General features: G+C 71.0%; 11 protein-coding genes. 3 read left to right on the top strand and 8 right to left on the bottom strand.

Annotation, left to right across the window (positions count from 1 at the left end; all coding sequences use genetic code 11):
- Positions 1–46 precede the first annotated feature (46 nt).
- Positions 47–715, top strand: coding sequence for a response regulator (locus G3I42_RS26980; RefSeq protein WP_164290185.1), 669 nt, complete (start codon positions 47–49; stop codon positions 713–715).
- Between the two features lie 91 nt (positions 716–806).
- On the opposite strand, the gene G3I42_RS26975 is transcribed toward G3I42_RS26980, so the two are convergent.
- From G3I42_RS26975 to G3I42_RS26945, 7 genes are all read right to left on the bottom strand, one after another.
- Complete coding sequence (locus tag G3I42_RS26975) at positions 807–1,523, bottom strand: ABC transporter ATP-binding protein (protein ID WP_164290183.1); 717 nt, start codon at positions 1,521–1,523, stop codon at positions 807–809.
- A complete protein-coding gene (locus G3I42_RS26970; protein WP_164290181.1) occupies positions 1,520–2,413 on the bottom strand; it encodes an ABC transporter ATP-binding protein in 894 nt (297 codons plus the stop codon). Before G3I42_RS26970 ends, G3I42_RS26975 begins: the two co-directional genes overlap by 4 nt.
- Positions 2,414–2,418: 5 nt before the next feature.
- Positions 2,419–4,212 carry a branched-chain amino acid ABC transporter permease gene (locus G3I42_RS26965; protein WP_203607392.1) on the bottom strand — a complete coding sequence of 598 codons (1,794 nt, stop codon included), beginning with the start codon at positions 4,210–4,212 and terminating at the stop codon, positions 2,419–2,421.
- A 5-nt stretch (positions 4,213–4,217) separates the two neighbouring features.
- Positions 4,218–5,147: a branched-chain amino acid ABC transporter permease gene (locus tag G3I42_RS26960; protein WP_164290177.1), complete on the bottom strand. Its 930-nt coding sequence runs from the start codon at positions 5,145–5,147 to the stop codon at positions 4,218–4,220.
- A gap of 149 nt (positions 5,148–5,296) precedes the next feature.
- Complete coding sequence (locus G3I42_RS26955) at positions 5,297–6,523, bottom strand: branched-chain amino acid ABC transporter substrate-binding protein (RefSeq protein WP_164290204.1); 1,227 nt, start codon at positions 6,521–6,523, stop codon at positions 5,297–5,299.
- Positions 6,524–7,079: 556 nt separating this feature from the next.
- Complete coding sequence (locus G3I42_RS26950) at positions 7,080–7,553, bottom strand: hotdog fold thioesterase (RefSeq protein WP_164290175.1); 474 nt, start codon at positions 7,551–7,553, stop codon at positions 7,080–7,082.
- Positions 7,554–7,656: 103 nt separating this feature from the next.
- Positions 7,657–9,945, bottom strand: coding sequence for an FdhF/YdeP family oxidoreductase (locus G3I42_RS26945; protein WP_164290173.1), 2,289 nt, complete (start codon positions 9,943–9,945; stop codon positions 7,657–7,659).
- A 138-nt stretch (positions 9,946–10,083) separates the two neighbouring features.
- Here G3I42_RS26945 and polA point away from each other — a divergent pair, with 138 nt between their 5' ends.
- Positions 10,084–12,828, top strand: coding sequence for a DNA polymerase I (polA, locus tag G3I42_RS26940; RefSeq protein WP_343244680.1), 2,745 nt, complete (start codon positions 10,084–10,086; stop codon positions 12,826–12,828).
- A 227-nt stretch (positions 12,829–13,055) separates the two neighbouring features.
- Positions 13,056–14,849: a hypothetical protein gene (locus tag G3I42_RS26935; protein ID WP_164290171.1), complete on the top strand. Its 1,794-nt coding sequence runs from the start codon at positions 13,056–13,058 to the stop codon at positions 14,847–14,849.
- Between the two features lie 88 nt (positions 14,850–14,937).
- Here the strand turns inward: G3I42_RS26935 and G3I42_RS26930 are convergent.
- On the bottom strand, positions 14,938–15,473 hold a 536-nt coding region (locus G3I42_RS26930), incomplete at its 5' end, for an ATP-dependent helicase C-terminal domain-containing protein (protein WP_275405303.1).

Raw genomic sequence — 15,473 nt, 5'->3', positions numbered from 1 at the left:
TAGGTACCCTGTTTCCAGCAGTCCCCTGCCTATACGAGGAGCCCCCGTGAGCGCCCCCGAGCCCGAGTCATCCACCGCCGCTGCCGCCGCCGGCGATTCACACGTACCGCCCCTCACCACCCGTGTCGTCATCGCCGAGGACGAAGCGCTCATCCGGCTCGATCTCAAGGAGATGCTGGAGGAGGAGGGGTACACCGTCGTCGGGGAGGCCGGGGACGGGCAGCAGGCGGTGGAGCTGGCGCGCGAGCACAAGCCGGACCTCGTGATTCTCGATGTGAAGATGCCGGTGCTGGACGGGATCTCGGCGGCCGAGAAGATCGCCGAGGAGTCCATCGCCCCCGTCCTCATGCTCACCGCCTTCTCGCAGCGCGACCTCGTCGAGCGGGCGCGCGACGCGGGCGCGATGGCGTACCTCGTGAAGCCGTTCAGCAAGAGCGACGTCGTGCCGGCGATCGAGATGGCGGTCTCGCGGTTCACGGAGTTGCGGGCGCTGGAGAAGGAGGTCGAGGACCTCTCGCAGCGGCTGGAGACGCGCAAGCTCGTGGACCGGGCGAAGTCGGTGCTCCAGACCGAGTACGGGCTCACCGAGCCGGCGGCGTTCCGGTGGATCCAGAAGACGTCGATGGACCGGCGCATGTCGATGCGGCAGGTGGCGGAGGCCGTAATCGAGGACGCGGCGGAGAAGAAGGCGGCGAAGGAGCAGAAGGACAAGTAGCCGCCGCCGAGGTAGGTACGTACGGCGAAGGGGCGCCCACCGCGTGGTGGGCGCCCCTTCGCGTACCGGTCGGGCCGGCGCGCGGGCCGGGTCAGTCCTCGCCGAGGTACGCCTTGCGGACGGACTCGTCGTGGAGGAGGTCGGAGCCCGTGCCGCTCAGGACGATCGTGCCGATCTCCATGACGTGCGCCTGGTCGGCGAGGGAGAGCGCGGCCTGTGCGTTCTGCTCGACGAGCAGGATCGTGGTGCCCTGTTCGCGCAGTTCGGCGATGGTCGTCATGATCTTCTGCATCATGATCGGCGAGAGACCCATGGAGGGTTCGTCGAGCATGAGGAGTTTCGGCTTGGACATGAGGGCGCGGCCCATGGCGAGCATCTGCTGTTCGCCGCCGGAGAGGGTGCCCGCGGCTTGCTTGCGGCGTTCCCCGAGGATGGGGAAGAGGTCGTAGGCGTGCTGGATGTCCTGGGCGATGCCTTCGGTGTCCTTGCGGAGGAAGGCGCCGAGGCGGAGGTTGTCCTCGATGGTCATGCGGGGGAAGATGTGCCGGCCTTCGGGGGAGTGCGCCAGGCCGAGCGCGACGATCTGGTCGGCGCGGTACTTGTGGAGCGGTTGCCCGTCGAAGGTGATGGTGCCGGCGAGGGGTTTGAGGAGTCCGCTGAGGGTGCGCAGGGTCGTGGTCTTGCCGGCGCCGTTGGTGCCGATGAGGGTGACGACCTGTCCGGCCTCGACGGTGAAGCTGATGCCCTTGACGGCTTCGATCTTGCCGTAGGCGACGCGGAGGTTGTCGACTTCGAGGAGCGCGGTCACTTGCCGTCCTCCTTGGTGGTGCGGGGGGTGTCGGTCTTCGTGGCGGCGGCTTCGGCGGCCTGGACCTCGGCGAGGGCTTCGTCCTCGGGGGCGGTGTCCATGGGGGTGCCGAGGTAGGCGGCGATGACGCGTTCGTCGGCCTGGACGATGTCGGGGGTGCCTTCGAGGAGTTTCTGGCCCTGGACGAGGACGGCGACGCGGTCGCTCAGGTTGAAGATGAAGCGCATGTCGTGCTCGATGACGAGGACGGCGGTGCCCTGCTCGCGGATGGCGAAGACGAGTTCCTCGGTGGCGCGGGTCTCCTGGGGGTTCATCCCGGCGGTGGGTTCGTCGAGGAGGAGGAGTCCGGGGTCGCTGGCGAGGGCGCGGGCGATCTCCAGCTTGCGTTGCTCGCCGTAGGGGAGGTTGCGGGAGAGGTGGTCGGCCTTGTGGGCGAGGCCGATGAATTCCAGGAGTTCCATGGCGCGTGCCGTGGAGGCGGCTTCGGCGCGCTTGAACCCGGGGCCGCGCAGGAGGGCGGAGAAGAGCCCTTCGCGGGTGCGGGTGTGGCGGCCGACGAGGACGTTTTCCAGGACGGTCATGTTGGCGAAGAGCCGGATGTTCTGGAAGGTGCGGGCGATGCCGGCCTTGGTGACGAGGTGGGGTTTGGGCGGGAGGGTCGTGCCCTTGTAGGCGACGCGGCCCTCGGTGGGGACGTAGAGGCCGGTGAGGCAGTTGAAGAAGGTGGTCTTTCCCGCGCCGTTGGGGCCGATGAGGCCGACGATCTCGCCGGTGTTGACGGTGAGGGAGACGTCGCGTACGGCGGTGAGGCCGCCGAAGCGCATGGTGACGCCGGTGGCTTCGAGGACCGCGGTGCCGGTGGGGGCGGGGGTGGTCGTCGTGGTGGTCATGGTGGTCAGGCCCCCGCTTTGGTGACGCCGGTGGCGGCTTCGGGTTCGTTGTCCCCGATCAGGCGCTGTTCCGGCACGGCGAGTTGGTCGTTCTCGTGGAATTCGAGTTGCTTGCGGCGGTCGGGGACGATGCCCTCGGGGCGCAGGCGCATGAGCAGGATGAGGGCGAGGCCGAAGAGCAGAAGCTGGTACTTCTGCATGAATTCGAGCTTCTCCGGGATGAGGAAGAGCAGTGCGGCGCCGATGAGGGGGCCGGTGATGGTGCCCATGCCGCCGAGGATGACGGCGGCGATGAGGAAGGCGGAGTTGGGCGGGGCGGTGCCGGCGAACTGGTACTGCTCGGGGGTGACGCTGTAGTTGACGTGTGCCTGGACGGTGCCGGCGAGTCCGGCGAGGGTGGCGCCGAGGGCGAAGGCGAGGAGTTTGAGGCGGAAGCCGTTGATGCCCATGGCGGAGGCGGCGGTCTCGTCCTCGCGGATGGCGACCCAGGCGCGGCCGATGCGGGACTGGCCGGAGCGGTGGAAGACGAGGAGGACGATGGCGGTGAACAGGAGCATCAGCAGGAAGTAGTTGCCGGACCTGCCGAGCGGGAAGCCGAGGACGTCGTGGGCCTCGCCGAATTTGAAGCCGAACATTTCGAGGTCGGGGATGTTCGGGATGCCCTGGGAGCCGTTGACGAGGTCGGGGCCGCTGTTGCCGTTGAGGTTGTTCATGGTGATCCGGAAGATTTCTCCGAATCCGAGGGTGACGATGGCGAGGTAGTCGCCGCGTAGCCGCAGGGTGGGTGCGCCGATGACGACGCCGAAGATGAGGGAGACGGCGGCGCCGGTGAGGACGGCGAGGGGGAAGGGGAAGTGGACGCCGATGCTGGACTGGGGGGAGCCGGAGACGAGGGCGGCGGTGTAGGCGCCGACGCCGAGGAAGGCGACGTATCCGAGGTCGAGGAGTCCGGCGAGGCCGACGACGACGTTGAGGCCGAGGGCGACGGTGGCGAAGATCAGGATGTTGGTCCCGATGAGCGCGTAGGTGTCGTTGTCCTGGGTGAAGGGGAAGCAGATCGCGGCGACGAACATCGCGGCGAGGCTGACGGCGCGGTGGCGTGCGGTGAGGGTGGCGAGGCGGCGGAAGAGTCCGGCGCGGGCGAGGGAGAGGGCGCCGAGGGCGACGAGGATGAGGTAGCCGATGAAGAGTTCGGAGTTGGCGCTGTCGATGTCGATGCCGTACGTGAAGACGTAGAGGGCGAGGCCAAAGGCGACGGCGATGACGAGGATGTCGGCCCAGGCGGGGAGGGTGCGGCGGGGTGCGGCGGGGGCCGGGGCCTTGAGGGTGTGGGTGAGGCGGTGGAGTGCGGTGTCGCCGGGCTGGGGTTCGTAGGGGGTGTCGTCGGGGAGGCCGAAGGCGGCGGCGGTGGCGACGAGGGAGCCGACGAGGGAGATCCAGGCGCCGGGGTCGAGGGCGATGAGGCCGTCGAGTTCGACGGCGATCGCGATGACGGTGTAGAGGGTGGCGGCGAGGGTGCCGAGGGCCATGAGGCGTACGGCGCTGTGGGGGCCGCCGGGGGTGAGCCAGCGCAGTCCGGGGGTGTGGAGGGCCGCGAGGGCGAGGAGTGCGGTGAGGAGGGCTCCGGTGAGGGTGATGAGCTGGAGGCCGCCGGGGTAGCCGTTGACGGTGAGGTTGCCGGGGAATTCCTCGGTGTAGGTCCAGGAGAGGAAGGTGCCGGCGAAGGCGATGAGGGCTCCGGCGAGGGTGCCGTAGCGGGCGGCGGGGGCGGGGAGCTTGAGCAGCCGGGTGTCGGTCATGGTGTTCACGCCCTGTCCGCGACGCGTTCGCCCAGGAGACCCTGGGGCCTGATGAGGAGGACGACGATGAGGAGGACGAAGGCCCAGACGTCCTTCCAGGCGCCGCCGCCGAAGAGGTCCATGCCGGGGACGTCGCCCATGTAGCCGGTGGCGAGGGATTCGGCGATGCCGAGGACGAGTCCGCCGAGCATGGCGCCGTAGAGGTTGCCGATGCCGCCGAGTACGGCGGCGGTGAAGGCTTTGAGGCCCATGAGGAAGCCCATTTTGAAGCCGATCTGGCCGTTGTGCAGGCCGTAGCCGACGGCGGCGATGGCGGCGAAGGCGGCACCGATGGCGAAGGCCATGACGATGATGCGGTCGGTGTTGATGCCCATGAGCTTGGCGGTGTCGGGGTCCTGGGCGGTGGCCTGCATGCCGCGTCCGGAGCGGGTGCGGTTGACGAACCAGCCGAGGGCGAGCATGCAGACGGGGGCGGCGATGATGACGAAGAGGTCGCCGCGCTGGACGGTGGCGCCGAGGACGTGGAAGGGGTCGCCGTGGAACTGGGGGAAGGAGATGTCGGACTTGGCGTCGGGGTAGAAGGCCCAGACGAGTTGCTGGAGGAAGAGGGAGAGCCCGATGGCGGTGATGAGGGGGGCGAGGCGGGGGGCGCCGCGCAGGGGGCGGTAGGCGAAGCGTTCCGCCGCGGTGCCCACGAGGACGGAGCAGAGGATGCCGCCGAGGATCATGAGGGGGATGACGGCGGCGAGCGAGGAGCCGTCGGGGAGGAGGGTCCAGACGGTGTAGGCGCCGAATCCTCCGATCATGAATATCTCGCCGTGGGCGAAGTTGATGAGCTGGACAATGCCGTAGACCATCGTGTAGCCGATCGCGATGAGTCCGTACATCGCGCCGAGGATGAGTCCATTGGCCAGCTGTTGCGGCAGTTCGTGCACCGCAGGGCCTCCGTGGAGTGGTCGGATAAGGGTGCGCCGCGCGGGACGCTGTGTGCATCCCGCGCGGCGTGTGTGGGGTGCCCGGTGGTGGGCGGGTGGGGCGGGGTGACGAGCGCTCGGGGGGCTGTGGGTGGGGGCCCCTCAGCGGGTCACGGCTTGTAGACCTCGCTCTTCTTGGGCACCCACTTGCCGCCCTCGACCTGGTAGGCGGTCATCATCGTGTTGGTGGTGTCGCCGTATTCGTCGAAGGAGATGTCGCCGGTGACGCCGGAGAACTTGACGGTGCTCATGGCTTCGAGGACCTTGGCGCGGGCGTCGGAGGGGAGTTTGCCGTCGTTGTCGTCGACGACCTTCTTGACGGCCTCGATGATGGACCAGGCGGCGTCGTAGGTGCCGCCGCCGTACGCCTCGTAGCCGTCCTTGTATCCGGCGGCGGCGTAGTCGGAGATGAACTTCTTGGCGGAGTCGAGCTTTTCGACGGGGGCGCCGACGGAGGTGGCGAGGTCGCCCTGGGCCTTCTTGTTGAGCTTGATGAAGTCGGCGGCGTAGATGCCGTCGCCGCCCATGAGGGGGATCTTGGCGCCGCTGTCCTTGAGCTGCTGGCTCAGGGGGCCGGCGGCGGGGTACTCGCCGCCGTAGTAGACGCCCTCGGCACCGGTCCTCTTGACCTTGGCGACGACGGAGTTGAAGTCGCGGTCGTCGGGGTTGATGTGGTCGGCGCCGACGATCTTGCCGCCGAGCTTGGTGAAGGTGTCCTTGAAGGAGGCGGCGAGTCCGGCGCCGTAGGTCTTCTGGTCGTCGATCAGGTAGACCTTGTTGATCTTCGCCGTGTCGTGGAGGTACTTGGCGGCGAAGGAGCCCTGGATCTGGTCGGTCGTCGCGGTGCGGAAGAAGGAGGCGAAGGGGCGCTTCTTGTCGCCGGTCTTCCAGTTGTCGCCCTGGGTCAGCTCGGTGCCGGTGTTGGCGGGGGAGACCTGGGTGAGTTTCGCGTCGTTGAAGGGCTTCTGCATCGACTGCGAGACGTTGGAGTTCAGGGGGCCGACGACGCCGAGGACGTCCTTGTTGCCGATGAACTTGGTGGCGTTCTGCTGGCCGATGGTCGGCTGCGCCTGGTCGTCGAGCGGCTGGGTCTTGAACTGGACGCCGGGGACGAGGTTCTGCTTGTTGGCGATCTTGGTGGCGAGTTCGGCGGAGTTGCGGATGCCGAGGCCGAGGGCGGAGAGGTCGCCGGTGATGGGTGCGTCGACGCCGATGACGACGGTGGTCTTCTTGCCGCCGCCCGAGCCGCCCTTGTCGTCGCCGGAGTCGTCGTCGCGTGAGCCGCAGGCGCTGAGGGTGAGTGCCCCGGTGGTCAGGACGGTGGTGAGGATGAGCAAGGAACGGTGTCGCACGGATGGGTCCTTTCCCTGGCGCGGCCTCCTCGCTGGAGGTGCCGTGTCGATCGCGCCGGGCAGGACGGTGGTGCTCGGTGGTGCGGTGGTGCTCGGGGTGGTGCTGCCCGGCGTAATGGTGACTGGCCGTGACTCTAAGCGCAGGTGAAGGGGTGTGGGGTGGGGAGCGGACAGGATGTGACTGTCTTGTTATGCGAGAAGGGGGCGGGGTGCGAAAGCGCGGGGTGTTTGTTCCGCATCCTGAGAACTCCCTGCACATGTAAGCAACTTCAGGGGGTTTTGGTGCTGGCGGCGGTCTGTCCCGTGGTGCCCGTGGTGGTGGGTGGGGGCCGTTTTGGTGCGTGAACGGGGTGTGCGGGCCGTATTGCGTGCGTGTTACGCAACGTGACGAATGGCGGGTGTGGTAAGGGCGCTCGACGGGGCTCGGTGGGGCGGGTGCCGGGGCGGGGGTGTCCGGTGGGCGGAGTGCGGGTGCGGGAATGCGAACGGCGGGGCCCGCTCCCGGTGTTGGGGCGGGCCCCGCCGTAACGGGGTTGATCGATCAGGCGGTTGTGGGAGGTTGCGGAGCGTCGCGCAGGAGGCAGGTCAGGCGGGCCGAGCAGACGCGTCGGCCGCTCTCGTCGGTGATGACGATCTCGTACGTGGCGGTGGAGCGGCCCCGGTGCACGGGGGTCGCCGTGCCGGTGACGTGGCCGCTGGAGAGGCCGCGGTGGTGGGTGCAGTTGAGGTCCACGCCGACGGCGATCTTCCCGGGGCCGCCGTGGAGCATGGCGCCGACGGAGCCGAGGGTCTCGGCGAGGACGGCGGAGGCGCCGCCGTGCAGGAGGCCGTAGGGCTGCGTGTTGCCCTCGACGGGCATGGTGCCGACGACCTTCTCCGGGGCGGCCTCGACGACCTCGATGCCCATGCGGGTGCCGAGGTGGCCCGCCGAGAAATAGGAGGGGAGGTCGACGCCGAGGCTGCTGAAGCGGTCGAGGACTTCCTGGGGGAACTTCACGCCGCGGTGCTCGCCCATGTGCGGCTCCGTTTCTGTCGCGTCCGCCGCGTGGCCCGCGGCCACGCCGCCCGCGGCGGGTGCCGCGTGCGGTTCTGTCCTATCAGGTGGGCTGAGCGAACGCTTAGTGCCCTTGGTCACGCTCGCCGGCCGGTTCGAGGCGTACCACGAGGGACTTCGATGCGGGCGTGTTGCTCGTGTCGGCGGTCGCGTCGAGCGGGACGAGGACGTTCGTCTCCGGGTAGTAGGCGGCGGCGCAGCCGCGCGCGGTGGGGTAGTGCACGACGCGGAAGCGGGGCGCGCGGCGCTCGGTGCCGTCCCGCCACTCGCTGACGAGGTCCACGTACGCCCCGTCCTCGTACCCGAGCGCCTTCGCGTCCTCGGGGTGGACGAGGACGACGCGGCGGCCATTGGCGATGCCGCGGTAGCGGTCGTCGAGCCCGTAGATCGTGGTGTTGTACTGGTCGTGCGAGCGCAGCGTCTGGAGCAGGAGCCGTCCGGCCGGCAGGCGCGGGAACTCGACGGGCGCGGCGGTGAAGTTGGCCTTCCCCGTCGCGGTGGGGAAGCGGCGCTCGTCGCGCGGGGCGTGCGGCAGGGCGAAGCCGCCGGGGTGGGCGACGCGCGCGTTGAAGTCCTCGAAGCCGGGGACGACGCGCGCGATGCGGTCCCGTACGCGCCCGTAGTCGGCGGCGAACTCCTCCCAGGGCAGCGGCGATCCGGGGTGCACGGCGCGGGCGAGGCGGGCGACGATCGCGGGCTCGGAGAGCAGCGCGGGGCTCGCGGGGGCGAGGCGTCCGCGCGAGGCGTGGACCATGCCCATCGAGTCCTCGACGGTGACGAACTGCTCGCCGCCCGCCTGGACATCGCGTTCGGTGCGGCCGAGCGTGGGCAGGATGAGCGCGCGGGCCCCGGTGACGACGTGGGAGCGGTTGAGCTTCGTGGAGACGTGCACGGTGAGGCGGGCGCGGCGCATCGCGGCCTCGGTGACGTCGGTGTCCGGGGACGCGGCGACGAAGTTGCCGCCCATGGCGAGGAAGACCTTCGCCTCGCCGTCGCGCAGCGCGCGGATGGCGCGGACGACGTCGTAGCCGTGCTCGCGGGGCGGTGCGAAGCCGAACTCGCGTTCCAGGGCGTCGAGGAAGGCGGGCGCGGGGCGTTCGAAGATGCCCATCGTGCGGTCGCCCTGCACGTTGGAGTGGCCGCGCACGGGGCAGACCCCTGCGCCGGGGCGGCCGATGTTGCCGCGCAGCAGCAGGAAGTTGACGACCTCGCGGATCGTGGGCACGGAGTGCTTGTGCTGGGTGAGGCCCATCGCCCAGCACACGATGGTGCGTTCGGAGGCGAGGACGAGGCGCAGCGCCTCCTCCACGTCGGTGCGGGCGAGGCCGGTCGCGGCGAGCGTCTCGTCCCAGTCGGCTTCGCGCGCGGCCTTCGCGAAGTCCTCGAAGCCGTGGGTGTGTGCGGCGATGAAGGACTCGTCGAGCGCGTCCCCGGCCTCCAGGATCAGCTTGTTGAGGAGGCGGAAGAGGGCCTGGTCGCCGCCGATGCGGATCTGGAGGAAGAGGTCGGTGAGCGTGGTGCCGCTCGCGAGGCCCTGCGGGGTCTGCGGGTTCTTGAACCGTTCGAGTCCGGCTTCGGGCAGCGGGTTGACGCTGATGATCTTCGCGCCGCCCGCCTTCGCCTTCTCCAGCGCGGAGAGCATCCGGGGGTGGTTGGTGCCCGGGTTCTGCCCCGCGACGATGATCAGGTCGGCCTGGTGGAGGTCGTCGAGCGAGACGCTGCCCTTGCCAACGCCGATCGTCTCCGAGAGCGCGGAACCGCTCGACTCGTGGCACATGTTGGAGCAGTCGGGCAGGTTGTTCGTGCCGAACTCGCGGGCGAAGAGCTGGTAGAGGAACGCGGCCTCGTTGCTCGTGCGGCCCGAGGTGTAGAAGACGGCCTCGTCGGGCGAGCCGAGCGCGGTCAGCTCCTCGGCGACGATCCGGAAGGCCTCGTCCCAGCTCACGGGCGTGTAGTGCGAGGCGCCCTCGGCGAGGTGCATGGGCTGGGTGAGGCGCCCTTGCTGGCCGAGCCAGTAGCCGCTGCGGCCGGCGAGGTCGGCGACGGAGTGCGCGGCGAAGAAGTCCGGGCCGACGCGGCGCAGCGTCGCCTCCTCGGCGACGGCCTTCGCGCCGTTCTCGCAGAACTCGGCGGTGTGCCGCTTGTCGCCCTCGGGCCAGGCGCAGCCCGGGCAGTCGAAGCCGTCCTTCTGGTTGACCCGCAGGAGCGTGAGCGCGGTGCGCCTGAGCCCCATCTGCTGCTGCGCGATCCGCAGCGAGTGCCCGACGGCGGGGAGCCCGGCCGCGGCGTGTCGTGGGGCGGTGACGCGCGGTGCGTCCTGGGCCGGGTCGCTCGCGGGCGGCTTCGTCGCCATGGGTCCCTCCGCTGCTCGTTACGTACCGCCTCGATCCTCGCACGCGCCGGGGCGGCGGTACGGGGGCGGGGAGCGGCTTCCGGCCCGGCACGCGTCGCGCGGTCCGGGCTGTCAGTGCTCCGTGGCAGGATCGGGGGCGTGGCACAGACAGCAGCGAAGAAGAAGTCCGCGACCGCCGAGCAGAGCCCCGCCAAGGGGGGTGGCGGCCGTCCCCGGCTCATGCTCATGGACGGGCACTCCCTGGCGTACCGGGCGTTCTTCGCGCTGCCCGCGGAGAATTTCACGACGTCCACCGGGCAGCCGACGAACGCGATCTACGGATTCGCCTCGATGCTCGCGAACACGCTCCGTGATGAGCAGCCCACGCATTTCGCGGTCGCCTTCGACGTCTCGCGCAAGACGTGGCGGGCCGAGGAGTTCACCGAGTACAAGGCGAACCGGGCGAAGACCCCCGACGAGTTCCGCGGGCAGGTCGAGCTGATCGGCGAGCTGCTCGACACGATGCACGCGGACCGCTTCGCCGTCGAGGGCTTCGAGGCGGACGACATCATCGCGACGCTCGCCACGCAGGCGGAGGCCGCCGGCTTCGACGTCCTCATCGTCACGGGCGACCGGGACTCCTTCCAGCTCGTCTCGGAGCACACGACGGTGCTCTACCCGACGAAGGGCGTCTCCGAGCTGACCCGCTACACCCCGGAGAAGGTCGAGGAGCGGTACGGGCTCACCCCCGCCCAGTACCCGGACTTCGCGGCCCTGCGCGGCGACCCCTCCGACAACCTGCCCGGCATCCCCGGCGTCGGCGAGAAGACCGCGGCGAAGTGGATCACGCAGTTCGGTTCCTTCGCGGAGCTGGTCGAGCGCGCCGAGGAGGTCAAGGGCAAGGCGGGGCAGAACTTCCGGGACCACCTGGAGGCCGTGAAGCTCAACCGGCGGCTCACCGAGATGGTCAGGGACGTGCCGCTCGACAAGGGCCCGGAGGACCTGGAGCGCGCCGCGTACGACCGCAAGCAGCTCGCCGTCCTCCTCGACACGCTGGAGATCCGCAACCCCTCGCTGCGCGAACGCCTCCTCGCCGTGGACCCGGGCGCCGAGCAGGAGCAGGAGCCGGTCACGGAGGACGTGGCGCTGGACGCCACGCTCGTGCCCGCGAACGGGAAGCTCACCCCGTGGCTGGAGGAGCACGGCAACGCGGTGCTCGGCGTCGCCACGGTCGACACGTGGAAGCTCGGCGCGGGCGAGGTCGCCGAGGTGGCGCTCGCCGCCGCGGGCGGGGCCGCCGCCTGGTTCGAGCCCTCGGCGCTCGACGAGGACGACGAGCGGGCCTTCGCCGACTGGCTCGGCGACCCCGAGCGGCCCAAGGTCATGCACGACGCGAAGGGCCTCATGCGCGTCTTCGGCGAGCACGGCATGACCGTCGCGGGCGTCTCGATGGACACGGCGCTCGGCGCCTACCTCGTCAAGCCCGGCCGCCGCACCTTCGCGCTCGACGCGCTCTCCCTCGAATACCTGGGCCGCGAGCTGGTCCCCGCGCAGGAGTCGGACGGGCAACTCGCCTTCGGCGCCGACGACGAGACCCAGGCACGCACCCTCATGGTCGAGGCCCGCACGATCCTCGACCTCGGCACGGCGCTCGGCGCGCGCCTGCCCGAGGTCGGCGCGGAGGGGCTGCTCACCGACATCGAGCTGCCCACCTCGGCGCTCCTCGCCCGCATGGAGCGGGCCGGGATCGCCGCCGACCGCGACCATCTGGAGGAGATGGAGCGGCAGTTCGCGGGCGCGGTCGAGCAGGCGGTGCGCGAGGCGCACGCGGCGGTGGGGCACGAGTTCAACCTCGGCTCGCCCAAGCAGCTCCAGGAAGTCCTCTTCGGCGAGCTGAACCTGCCCAAGACCCGCAAGACGAAGACGGGTTACACGACGGACGCCGACTCGCTCGCCTGGCTCGCCGGCCAGACGGAGCACGAACTGCCGGTCATCATGCTGCGCCACCGCGAGCAGGCGAAGCTGCGGAGCACGGTGGAAGGGCTCATCAAGTCGATCGCCCCCGACGGCCGTATCCACACGACGTTCAACCAGACCGTCGCCGCCACCGGCCGGCTCTCCTCGACGGACCCGAACCTCCAGAACATCCCCGTGCGCACCGACGAGGGTCGCGCGATCCGCCGCGGCTTCGTCGTCGGCGAGGGCTACGAAGCCCTCATGACCGCCGACTACAGCCAGATCGAGCTGCGCGTCATGGCGCACCTGTCGGAGGACGAGGGGCTCATCGCCGCCTTCACCTCCGGCGAGGACCTGCACCGCACCGTCGCCGGGTACGTCTTCGGCGTCGAACCGGCCGCCGTCGACGCCGAGATGCGGCGCAAGATCAAGGCCATGTCGTACGGGCTCGCCTACGGCCTCTCCGCCTTCGGCCTCTCGCAGCAGCTCGGCATCGAGGCCGGCGAGGCACGCGCCCTCATGGACACGTACTTCGAGCGCTTCGGCGGCGTACGGGACTACCTGCACCGCGTCGTCGAGGAGGCGCGCGCCATCGGCTACACGGCGACGATGCTGGGCCGCCGCCGCTACCTGCCCGACCTCAACAGCGACAACCGGCAGCGCAGGGAGGCCGCCGAGCGCATGGCGCTCAACGCGCCGATCCAGGGCACGGCCGCCGACATCGTGAAGATCGCGATGCTGGGCGTGGACCGCGCGCTGCGCGAGGCGGAGCTGAACTCGCGGATGCTGCTCCAGGTCCACGACGAAATCGTCCTCGAACTCGCCCCGGGCGAACGCGAACCGGTCGAGGAGATCCTGCGCCGCGAGATGGCCGCGGCGGCCCAGCTCCGCGCCCCGCTGACGGTGTCGGTCGGCGTCGGCCGGGACTGGGAGGCGGCGGCGCACTGAGGGGGGCACCGAGGGGGAGCCGCGGCCCTGCCCGCGTCCGCGCGTGTCCGTGCGTTCACTCCTCGTCGGCGCACGCTGAACGAGGGGCGAAATAACGGGGGCGAGATATGGCCAAGTGGTGAAAGCCGGTCACCCGTCCCTGCCCCCGTGCGGCAAGTTGTCGTAGTGTCACCTGGGTCAACACGCCTGAGCGCGTGGCAGGCGGAGGACGGGAGGGGCGGACCGGGATGGCGGCGCAATTCGGGATACGGCTGCGCAAGGGGGCCGCGGCGACGGCGGTCACGGCGGCGGTGATGGCGGCACTCGCCGGCTCGCAGGCACCCGGCGCCGGCCCGCTCAAGGACCTGCCCGGCGGCACGAGCCACTCCGCCGACGCGGGCAAGCAGGTCCCGCCGAGCGACGACCACTACTACACCGACCTCCCCCCGGTCCGCCCCGGCGACCCCCAGTCCTCCCACGACCTGCCGGGCACCCAGAAGCCCGGCGGCGACGCCGACGCCGACCCCGCCGAGGCCCAGGCCGGCATCCCCGCCACGGTGCTCGACGCGTACAAGAAGGCCGAGGCCGAACTCGCCCGCACGCGCGGCGAGTGCAAGCTGCCGTGGCAACTGCTCGCCGCGATCGGCAAGGTCGAGTCCGGTCACGCCCAGGGCGGCAAGGTCGACGCGAACGGCACCACGATCGGCACGATCCCCGGCCCGCCGCTCAACGGCCAGGGCTTCGCGCTCATCAAGGACACCGACAACGGGCGCTACGACGGCGACAAGACGTACGACCGCGCCGTCGGCCCCATGCAGTTCATCCCCTCCACCTGGGCCTTCGCCGGGCGCGACGGCAACGGCGACGGCGTCGAGGACCCGGACAACGTCTACGACGCCGCCCTCGCCGCCGGTTACTACCTGTGCGGAGACGGCCGCGACCTCGGCACGAGCGACGGCATGCGCGCCGCGATCCTCAGCTACAACCACTCCTCGGAGTACCTCGCGACCGTCCTGACCTGGTACGACTTCTACCGCGACGGGGCCCACGAGATCCCCGACGGCACCGGGCCGCTGCCCAGCCACCCCAACACGCCCAGCTCGCCGAGCCCTTCGACGCCGCCGTCGACCCCGCCCTCCGTCCGGCCGAGCCCGCCCGGGCACACCACCTCGCCCACGCCGCCCGGCCACTCCACGCCCCCGGCGACGAAGCCGCCCACGAGCCCCGGCACGCCGAGCACACCCCCGACGACGCCTCCCACCACCCCGCCCGCCACGCCGAAGCCCCCCGCCGAGCGCGTCACCGCCCTCACCAAGACAGGGCCCGCGACGCTCGCGACCCTCACCGGGCTCGACTTCGACGTGCGGCCCGCCGTGCGCGCGCTCGACTCCGAGGGCAAGGCGGTGGCCGGGCTCAAGGTCACCTTCGGTCTCGTCGGCGACACCGACGCGCGCTTCTCCGGCGCGAAGAGCGTCGTCGTCACGACCAACGCGCAGGGCACCGCGACGGCCCCGACCCTCACCGCGGGCAAGACCCCCGGGAAGTTCACGGTCCGCGCGAGCCTCGCCTCCGGCAAGCCCGGCCCCGTCGACTTCGCGGCCACGGTCACCGAACCCGCCGCCGACGTGCTGAAGCCGGTGGACGACAAGGCCACGTACGAGGCGAAGGCCGGCGACGCCTTCGAGAAGAGCCCCGACCTGCGGGCGAGCCTCGACGGGAAGACCGTCGCGGGCGTCCGCACCACGGTCACCGTCCTCGACAAGGACGGCAAGGAACTCGCCGAGGACACCGGCCCGTACGTACTCGACGCCGACGAGAAGAAGACCCGCGACCTCACCCTCGTGAGCGACAAGGACGGCGTCCTCCACCTGCCCAACCTCCACGCCGGGGACCAGCCGGGCACCTACGTGCTGCGGTTCACGGCGGGCAAGGCCACGGCGGACGTCGCACTGACGGTGACGGACGCGAAGCCGGCGGAACCCGGCGAGGGCGGCTCCGAGAGCCCGGAGCCCGGCACGGGCAGCGAGAGCCCGGCCGCGTAAGGCACCCCTGGACGGTGGTCCCGCCGCGAGCCGCGGCGGGACCGTCTCAGCGCCGCCCGCCGCGAGCCGCCGCCCGCGCGGGACCGTCTCAGGGCCGCTCCGGCCACGCGTGCTTCGGGTACCGCCCGCGCAGGTCCGCGCGCACGGCCCGGTAGCCGTCCGCCCAGAAGGACTTCAGGTCCGAGGTCACCGCGGCGGGCCGCCCCGCCGGGGACAGCAGGTGCACCACCACCGGCACCCCCGCCACCCGCGGCGTCTCCCGCAGCCCGAACAACTGCTGCACCCGCGCGGCGAGCACAGGCGGCTCACCGCCGCCGCCCTCCGGATAGGCGAGCCGCACCCGCCGCCCGTCCGGCAACTCCACCGACTCGGGAGCGAGTTCCGCGAAGCGACCCGCCGCGCCCGAGGCCCACGGCAGCAGCCTCCGCAGCGCCTCGGCGACCCGCACCCGCCCCAGGTCCGCGCGCCGCCGCGCCCGCGACAACTCCGGCCCCAGCCAGTCGTCCGCCCGCGCCAGGAGCGCCCCGTCCGACACGTCCGCCCACGGCTCGCCCAGCACCCCGTGCAGGAACGCCATCCGCGCCCGCAGCCCCCGCGCCCCCTGCGTCCACTCCAGGAGCCCGA

Origin of the sequence: Streptomyces sp. SID11385 (assembly GCF_010548245.1) — a bacterium.
Classification (GTDB): Bacteria; Actinomycetota; Actinomycetes; order Streptomycetales; family Streptomycetaceae; genus Streptomyces.
The sequence above is the reverse complement of the archived record's forward strand: the minus strand, read 5'-3'. Positions and strand labels throughout refer to the sequence as shown.

What these genes read in the sequence shown, in the direction of transcription:
- G3I42_RS26970 (WP_164290181.1), bottom strand. Translation starts at nt 2,413, where the DNA reads ATGACCACCACGACGACCACCCCCGCCCCCACCGGCACCGCGGTCCTC.
- G3I42_RS26935 (WP_164290171.1), top strand. Translation starts at nt 13,056, where the DNA reads ATGGCGGCGCAATTCGGGATACGGCTGCGCAAGGGGGCCGCGGCGACG.
- G3I42_RS26945 (WP_164290173.1), bottom strand. Translation starts at nt 9,945, where the DNA reads ATGGCGACGAAGCCGCCCGCGAGCGACCCGGCCCAGGACGCACCGCGC.
- G3I42_RS26965 (WP_203607392.1), bottom strand. Translation starts at nt 4,212, where the DNA reads ATGACCGACACCCGGCTGCTCAAGCTCCCCGCCCCCGCCGCCCGCTAC.
- G3I42_RS26950 (WP_164290175.1), bottom strand. Translation starts at nt 7,553, where the DNA reads ATGGGCGAGCACCGCGGCGTGAAGTTCCCCCAGGAAGTCCTCGACCGC.